This is a genomic window from Arthrobacter sp. 18067, assembly GCF_902706295.1.
GTDB lineage: Bacteria > Actinomycetota > Actinomycetes > Actinomycetales > Micrococcaceae > Arthrobacter.
In genome coordinates this window covers 22,564-30,443 of the sequence record NZ_CACSJJ010000033.1, presented here as the reverse complement: position 1 = coordinate 30,443, position 7,880 = coordinate 22,564, and the positions used below count along the sequence as shown (strand labels likewise).

The window sequence follows — 7,880 nt, the reverse complement described above, 5'->3', positions numbered from 1 at the left end:
CGCAGCATTCAGAGTCTGCGACGACGTCACGTTGACCGCGGGGAAAGCGAAACCGCCAGCCTTCGCACGGTCGATCATCTCGGAGTAAATCTCTGGGGTTGCAATGGGCATGGTGACTCCTATGCTGGGGCTTCGTCGAAGCGCTTGGTTGGCCGGCTGTTGGACCGGTGGTTTGGTGGGCGGCGCGGAATGGGTGAGAGACCTGGCTTCGATCTACATACTTGCGGCGGCGAACATCAGCGACATCGTCAACGCGGACCCCGCCTCGTAGGAACGCTCGAGAATGATGTGGGGCGGCCGGGAGGAGTTGCTCATGCCAAGCGCTTTTCCAGACCGAAGACGGGCAGCAACGCGATCGATCGGCAGGAGCCATACCAGGACGGCGAGGGCAAAGAGAGCAGCCAACAATTGCGCGGCCGGCTGCATCCACAGCGCGCTGACCGCAGGCTCTGATGGAAGAGCCGCGGCCAGCGCGTGACCGGCATGGGAGGCATACGCAGTGTGATCGACACCCACGGTTGCTGCTTCCTGAAGGGTTGCCGAATGGGGAAGGAGGAGCATAAAGACCATCGCTGCAAGCATCGCTGCGTGGTAGAAACAGCTGAGTCGACCGGAACGGGTGTGGCACACCAGTAGGAATTCGGCCCTGGAAACAGCCTGCAGCAGGAACCAGAAAGAGGCGACGCCGAACAGCAACAGCTGCGGTAGAAGTGGCAGCTCGACGCCGTGCCAGACCATGCCCAGCATGCCAATAGCCATGAGCGCATGAATGCCGTAGTTCCATGTGGATACCCATGAGCTGCGTCGGAATGCCCTGGTGAGGCAAAACACCGCGCCGGCGACAAGGAACAGGCTGACGGGGATGCTGAGGAAAGATGCCAGCACGGGAGTCTCCTTCGGGAACAGGACGGGGTTGGTACTGGAAGGGGTTCGTTAGCGGAAGTCGGTAACCAGTACTGCGGCCTCATCTTCTGCGTGGTTGTCCGAAGAGCTTGGAGTGGCTTCCTTCTTCTTATGGCGCCGCAACTCGTGCTGGGTATACAACCAAATGGGCAGGAACAGGGCCAACACAATGAAGGCGACCCAAGTGGGGGTCCAGCCGATTTCCAGGCTGTTTACGTAGACCACACCGATCACGCACAGTGGAACGTTGAACAGCCCAAAGATCAGGCCCATGATCTTCCAGTTCCTGGGAGCCTTGAATGGCCTCTCCAGGCCCGCGAAAGCAGGACCGTTGGCCTTGACATAGGCGAAAAGGCTGATGCCGTGGGCCACGGTGTAGCCAATTGCCGAGGCACCCAGGATCGCAGCAGCGCTGTTCATTGAGATAAAAGCCAGGTTGAAGGCTGCACCAACCAGCATGGCAACCCAGGGAGTTCCCCGGCGATTCGTCCGTCCGAGGATCCTGGGGAGATTGCCCTCCACCGACATTGAGTGCATTGCCCGGGTGGAACCCAGATAAGCGGTTTGGATGATCAGAATCATTGCGGCTATGAGCATGATGATGGTGATCATTGTGCCGGCCCGACCGAAAACGGCCTGGGCTACCGGGATCAGGGGCGATACGCGCTCGGCGATCACACCGTCAACTCCCAGGACACCGATAACTCCCGCCTGGAGCATTACGTACAAGAATAAGCAGATGATGCCGCACGCCAACAACGCCTTGGGGACATCTTTGGACGGATTCTTATATTCGGGACCATAGATGGCTGCCGTTTCCCAAGCGCAGGCGCTCCAGTGTGCGATCCCAAAGACGCCGAAGAGGATCAGGATATGGTGCCCGTCCCAGGCCCAGTCAGTCGGCCACCAATTTCCGGTGATGTTGATCATCTCAACATGGCCTGTCGCAAACGGTGCCACAGCCAGGATAACCAAGGGAATCAGGGAGACTGCCGCCAGGATGTAACCCAGGATTGCCCCATCTTTCAGACCGAACCAGCTCACCACGAACAGCCCGGTGAAGATCACCACGCCGGCGATCAACGCGAGCTGATACTCGCTGAATGTATCGCCCAGCGCTGGAAACAGCCCATGCAGGTAATTGCCTACCTGGATGGAGAAGATCGCCATGATGGGACTCCAGCCAAACCAATAGCTCCACGCGGTGAAGCCTCCGATCAGCTTGCCCTTGTCGTACTTGCCCTTGAAGTTCTCGGTACGAAAAACGTGCTGCGCAAAGCCAGGAAGGCCGGACGCCTTGGGAAAAGTGGTGGCCATTTCTGCGTATGCGGCATTCTGTATGAAGCCCTGAATGACCGACAATCCCCAGATGAGGATTGCAGCAGCAGAAAAATACATTGGTATATAGCCCAGGGACGGCAAAATCAGTAAGGGCACGCCCAATGCGATGGCCATACCCTGTTTCCAGTTGATTGACCGTTTCAGGTGATCGGCTTCATCCAAGCTGTTTTGACTCATGGCAATCTTCCTTTGACAACGTTGTCGGATACGTAGTGACGTCGGCACTTGGCCGCGTTTGAGACGGATCCCCCGCACGCCCGTCGAAGCACGCATGTAGGTACGGGGAAATTCCCGTTCTGGAGATGTGAAGTGTGGGCCATGCATGGGGCGATTGCCCGGTGCGCATGGGGCGACTGCCTGGTGCGCTGGTCTGCGAGGCGTTCGTTATGCCGAACGGGGCATGAAGGGTGAGGTCCCGGGGACCGCCGAGGCGGCCCTGCCGCCTGGCGGTCCCGGGGATCTCAGTGAAACGAGGTAAAGCAGTTACTGCCTGGTGCTAGTGACGTGGCTGTCCCACTTACTGGTTGTTGGTGTGGCAGCAGGTGTCGTTGGTGGTGGTGTTGGTTGTTCCGGTGGGGAGGTTGAGGGTGGGGTTTTGGTTGAAGAAGCCGTGGGGTTCGAGCATGAAGCCGATGTTTTGGCGGGGCATTACGGGCCAGTCTTCGAGGCGGACGACGTGGTGCATGCCGAAGGTGTACCAGATGACGAGGTCTTGGTCCACGATGTTCCGGTCTTTTTGGGTCCAGATGTGGAGTCCGTCGTTGGCGCCGGTGGCTTGGTTGGGGTATTCGCCGGCGGCGAAGCGTTCGGTGCGGTCGTAGGCGGTGACCCAGAGGTTGTTCCGGGCGAATTGGGCGCGTTTGGAGACGTAGGACTCGTCGCCGGCGGCGAGTTGGATGCCGTTGGTGGGGATGAGCCGGTACGCGACGGGTTCGTTGACGATGTTTGTTTTCTCGTGGTTGGCGATTTTCCAGAAGCGGTGTTTGGCGGAGTCGGTTTTGCGGATGGCTTGTTGTTCGGTTTCCAGGAGCCGGTCGACGGCTTTGAACGCGGTGTGGGTGGGGTTGTGTTCGGGGTATTCCATGTCCACTTCGTAGACGGCGTTGTTGGGGCCGTCGAGTTCGAAGTCCATGCGGACGTTGAACATGTGTTGGTGGATGGGGGCGTAGAGGCCGTCGTTGTTCAGGTTCTGCCCGTAGGGGCTCTTCTCGCCGGGGTTCTGCCCGGCGGTGGAGAGGATGCCGGTGGCTTTGACGAGGAATTCGATGGAGCCGTCCAGGAACAGGTGCCAGTAGAAGGCGTATTCGTAGTTCGCGACCGTGGCGATGAAGGAGATGACCAGTTTCCGGGACCGGCGGGTTTCGGCGGTGCCTTCGCGGAAGTCGAAGTGTTTCCACAGGATCGAGTCGTCTTCTTCGTGCATGCAGATCGCGTTCTCGATGGTCCACGGGTTGCCGTGGGAGTCCACGCTGTTCCCGTCGAAGTATTTGATCTCGCCCAGGCAGTCACAGCCCAGGGTCAGGGAGTTGGCCATGTTGCCGATGTTGTATTCACCGGAATCGAAGGCGTTCTTCTTGGCCTGGACCGGTGCGGTGTCACCGTACGGGACCACCATTTCCGAGAGCGAGGCCCGGTTGATGACCGGGCGGTCGACGCCCTGGTCGCGGAACTTGAGCTGGTGCAGGACCAGGCCTTCACGCGGGGTGAACCCGACCCGGAAGGACCAGTCGGCCCACTGGACGTGGTTGCCGGTGACCGTGAAGGAGGCCCCTTCGGGCTGGGTGATGCTGATCGGCTTCAGGTCCGTGCGGGCCTCACCGACGTACTTGGGCAGGTAGTTCCCCCGGGCGGACGGGACCGGGATGGCCTGGTCGTCTTCGAGACGGACGACTTTACCGGCCGAGAGGTCATAGAACACGATGAAGTTCTCGATCGGGTGCGCGTACGGGCTGTCATCGGGTTCGTCACGGACAAACACCAGGGCACGCATCAACCGCCGGCCTTCGGCGTCTTCACCGAAATACCCCACCGACCACGGCTCGAAACAGACCAGGTCCAGGTCCGTCAGGCCCCGCTTGGCCAGGGCCGCGATCACGTCCGGGTCCTTCCGGCACGCTTCCTCGCACTCAGCGAACTCGTCCAGCATGAACGGGGGCTGGACATCCGCGGCGAGCTGGGTCCACCGATCCACCGTGCCGGCGTCAAGATCAACAACAGCCTCGTACGAACGCGCCCCGGCACGATCAACCAGGACCGCGTCAGCCTCACGAGCGACCTGCACACCATTACGCAGATCCTCCTTCGCCGGCTCACGCAGCTCAACACTGATAAAACGGAACGACTCCGCCGCCGCAGGACCCTCCTTCAAAATCGCCACAGCACGGGAAATCTCCTCCCGCGACAACGGATCCAACGGGTGCGAAACCCCCACAAGAACCCCAGTTTCAGCATTCAAAGTCACGACTAACTCCTTTGTTTTGATGTGTTTGATATGTCGATTGATCGATGGTGATCAGCCGGCAAGCAGCCAGTCCGAGGCTGCCTTCCGGTAACGGATGATGCCTTTGTATTCCGCCATGTCTTCGGGGAGCTCGGCCAGGACGTTGCCGAATTTCTCCCGCCAGGTGGGTACCTGTGCGATGTCCCTCAGAGGCAGGAGGTAGCTGCGGATCAAAAACAGCAGTACTCCCGTATGGGGGAGTCGGATCAGGTGCTGGACCTCGACGCGCAGGTGGAGCTTGTCCGGCATGTCCGGATCATTGGCGATGGTTCCGCGGTCGGGGCCCCATTCGGGGTACGTCTCGGTGGAAGTGTCCAGCCGCCTGCCGATGGTCATGGTCCAGTTGGTGCGTCGGAATTGTTCACCGGGCTGCAGACGCATGAGGAATTGCTCGGCGCGGCTGATGATGTTCTCTTCCTTGACCCTCGGAACAGGGTGGTGGATCTCCATGAAGCTCATGCCGACGTCGAATCCGAAGGACCAGTCTGCGGCGAAGCTGACCAGGCCGGCGTCGAGCCACATGGTGTTGTCCCTGATATCCAGGAGGACGATGTCGTCCTGGATCTGGGTACCCAGGAACCGCAGTGGTCCATCCGGAAGGGAGTCGTCGTCGCCGACAGTGAACTCGACGTCGAGGTTTTGGAGCTTGTTCTGCCAGCGGCAGTTGTTGCCTTCACGGTGGAAGGACATGATGTCCGGGTTTTCCTCCGCCATCGTGGGCAGCAAGGTGGCCACTGTGTCCCACACGGCAGGGCGCATGTGCGGCAGGACCTGCATGCGTGACGGGTCGCGCCTCAGGATCCGGTCGCGGTCAGCGAGTTCGTCGAGATAGAACTCGTCAATGTCGATTACCCCTGCGCCCCAGGAGCCGACGTCCGTGGCCGCCGCGTTGTTGGCCGGCTGGACATTGGCGCTATAGCGGTAGGTGTCGCCGCTGAAGGGGAAGGGGAAGCGCCTGATGCGGTCCGGCAGGGATTCGATATCCATGTCTTTGTCGATGATGATGCTCAAAGGTCCAACTCCAGTTCCGGGTCTTCGCTGCGTGAAACACAGCACATCATTGTGGTGTTCTCGGCCTTCTCCTGGTCGGTGAGGTAGAGGTCCCTGTGCTGCGGAACCCCCCTGAGGACCGGGAGGACGCACTCGCCGCAGATTCCTTTGCGGCACATGTTGGGGACGCTTTTCCCTGCCTTTTCGAGTGTGTCCAGGAGAGAGACGCCGGCGGGTACCTCCAGCCTGAGGCCGCTGCGGACGAGGTTGACCATGAACGGCTCACCCTCGTCCAGTTCAGCTGCTCCAAAGGCCTCGGAGTGCAACCGGGCCGATGGCCAACCCAATTCACGCGCGTGGTCCAGGACTGCATCCATGAACGGAATCGGGCCGCAGACGTAGAGGTGGGTTCCCACGCCCTGGGCGGTGAGCTGCTCAGTGAGGACCGTCTGGAAGCTGTCGCGGTTGCTGCACTCGGTCAAGGCGGGTCCCAGCAGCTCCCTTGCTTCGTCCACGTGGGCACCTGCACCAGGGCGGTACACGTAAATCAGTGACGATGTGGTGCCATGGTCAGCGGCGGCACGGGCGTGCGAAAGGACCGGGGTGATTCCTATTCCCGCCGCCACGAGCAGATGGTGTGTGGCCGTGGATGCAGGGGCAAAGGCGCTGCGGGGCCGCGAAACGTAGACGTGGTCACCGGCCGTGAGCCTATGCATGGCCATGGAGCCGCCGGCACCCTCCTCGACGCGGAGGACCGAGATGGTGTATTCGGATGGATCATTTCCGGAACCTGTGAGCGAGTAGGCATTGACGCCCTCTCCGCCATACTGGACCACCAAATGGCTGCCCGGAACGTAGGACGGTAGCTTCCGGCCAGACGGATCTGCCAGCGTAATGCTGACAATCGAGTCCGTTTGTGGGCTGACGTTCGTTACCTCGAGTTGCAGACCGCCATCCACTGCTGGATGGGGACTGATCGGGAGTGCCGCAACAGTCATGATGCCTCCTCGACATGGGCTTGGTACCCCAGGTACGCGCCCATCCGGCGGGAAAAATGGTCAGTAGTGGTGAGGTTGGTGCCACAACCTTTGCAGCGCACCTCGGAGCCGGCCACCCGTAGCGTTGTTGTGGTGGAGTGGCAATGCGGGCAGTAAATTGCCCTGGGTGCCGCTTCCTCGCTCAGGAGGGTCATTTCCTCCTGCTGAAGTCCGCATTCTGCTGCGACGGCGGCCGCCGCACGAATGTCTGGTGTGGGGCCGGCGAGCAGAAGGCGGACCCCCACCTTCGAGCACCCGAGGGCGGACCTCAGCTGCGAAAGGGCTTCAGGGGTTGCGGCGTCGAATCGGAAATCATGCTTGGGCTGGCCATCGCTGTGTAGCTTCGCGGTGTCACCTGTGCCAAAAGATGCGCAGATGACACCGCGAAAACCAGGTTCCAGGCCGGTGCCTGCTGCCGGTGGCATGGACGCGGAACGCATGGCGGGTCCTACGGTGCGAAGGAACGGTGGCCGGCGAAGAACCCGAGACCGTACTCGGGCGTTTCAAACTTGACGGTTGTTCCCTTGGGGAAGAACAGCACGTCGCGCTCCTTCGCGTGGGTCACGTCGCCGGTGGTTTGGTCGGTGAGAATGAATTCGCCCTGGATGACCACCTTCATTTCGTCATAGGTGTACGTGTACACCAGCGGCTCGGAAGCCTTGAGCTCGAAGAAGCCGGCGCTCATGACCGAGCCTTCCGGGTTGTGCAGGGCGTCACCGATTGCAGCGATGGTCCCGGGCTCGTCCATCGACGGAATTCCGAGATAGCCGCCTTCGACCTTGTGAATGGATCCGGCCTTGCTGAGTGTTCCTACGAGCGTTTCCATGGGTCTCTCCTTTGAGTGAAGGTGTGAGTCGTCAGAAATGTCTCACTACAAGAGCATTTAGCAAATGAGTGAAAGTGGGCCGACTGGCCCGATTGGTCCGAGGAGTGGCTAGAATTCCTTGTTTTCCGGGCTAGTTGTGGCCTCGGATTAGAACAGGAAGCCTGTGATGCGAGTCACTTCTTGGCCTCACAAGTAAAACTACGCCAGCTAATACTTATAGTCCAGACTTTTTTAGAATATTTCTGGATTGTTTTCAAAGTGGAGGCGCCGACGCGGTATGGAT

General features: G+C 60.2%; 7 protein-coding genes and 1 pseudogene. All 8 read right to left on the bottom strand.

Annotated elements, in window-relative coordinates; all coding sequences use genetic code 11:
• A pseudogene (locus GVL04_RS23075) lies at positions 1-111 on the bottom strand (class II fructose-bisphosphate aldolase); the annotation flags it as partial.
• A 102-nt stretch (positions 112-213) separates the two neighbouring features.
• Complete coding sequence (locus GVL04_RS23070; protein WP_159708872.1) at positions 214-885, bottom strand: DUF5134 domain-containing protein; 672 nt, start codon at positions 883-885, stop codon at positions 214-216.
• Between the two features lie 48 nt (positions 886-933).
• Positions 934-2,421 carry an APC family permease gene (locus tag GVL04_RS23065; protein WP_159708874.1) on the bottom strand — a complete coding sequence of 496 codons (1,488 nt, stop codon included), beginning with the start codon at positions 2,419-2,421 and terminating at the stop codon, positions 934-936.
• A 340-nt stretch (positions 2,422-2,761) separates the two neighbouring features.
• Entirely contained in the window at positions 2,762-4,705 is a 1,944-nt protein-coding gene (locus GVL04_RS23060) for a primary-amine oxidase (RefSeq protein ID WP_159708907.1), read from the bottom strand.
• A gap of 51 nt (positions 4,706-4,756) precedes the next feature.
• The gene (locus GVL04_RS23055) at positions 4,757-5,755 is read right to left on the bottom strand and encodes a DUF3445 domain-containing protein (protein ID WP_159708906.1); all 999 of its coding nucleotides are present in this window, start codon (positions 5,753-5,755) and stop codon (positions 4,757-4,759) included.
• Positions 5,752-6,732, bottom strand: a complete 981-nt coding sequence (locus GVL04_RS23050; protein WP_159708905.1) for a PDR/VanB family oxidoreductase — start codon at positions 6,730-6,732, stop codon at positions 5,752-5,754. The genes GVL04_RS23055 and GVL04_RS23050 overlap by 4 nt, the downstream gene beginning before the upstream one ends.
• Positions 6,729-7,211 carry a dimethylamine monooxygenase subunit DmmA family protein gene (locus tag GVL04_RS23045; RefSeq protein WP_159708904.1) on the bottom strand — a complete coding sequence of 161 codons (483 nt, stop codon included), beginning with the start codon at positions 7,209-7,211 and terminating at the stop codon, positions 6,729-6,731. The genes GVL04_RS23050 and GVL04_RS23045 overlap by 4 nt, the downstream gene beginning before the upstream one ends.
• A gap of 8 nt (positions 7,212-7,219) precedes the next feature.
• Positions 7,220-7,597 carry a cupin domain-containing protein gene (locus GVL04_RS23040; RefSeq protein WP_159708903.1) on the bottom strand — a complete coding sequence of 126 codons (378 nt, stop codon included), beginning with the start codon at positions 7,595-7,597 and terminating at the stop codon, positions 7,220-7,222.
• Between the last annotated feature and the right edge of the window lie 283 nt (positions 7,598-7,880).

Excerpts from the sequence above, each read along its gene's own strand:
- GVL04_RS23065 (WP_159708874.1), bottom strand. The coding sequence starts at position 2,421 with ATGAGTCAAAACAGCTTGGATGAAGCCGATCACCTGAAACGGTCAATC.
- GVL04_RS23050 (WP_159708905.1), bottom strand. The coding sequence starts at position 6,732 with ATGACTGTTGCGGCACTCCCGATCAGTCCCCATCCAGCAGTGGATGGC.
- GVL04_RS23045 (WP_159708904.1), bottom strand. The coding sequence starts at position 7,211 with ATGCGTTCCGCGTCCATGCCACCGGCAGCAGGCACCGGCCTGGAACCT.
- GVL04_RS23040 (WP_159708903.1), bottom strand. The coding sequence starts at position 7,597 with ATGGAAACGCTCGTAGGAACACTCAGCAAGGCCGGATCCATTCACAAG.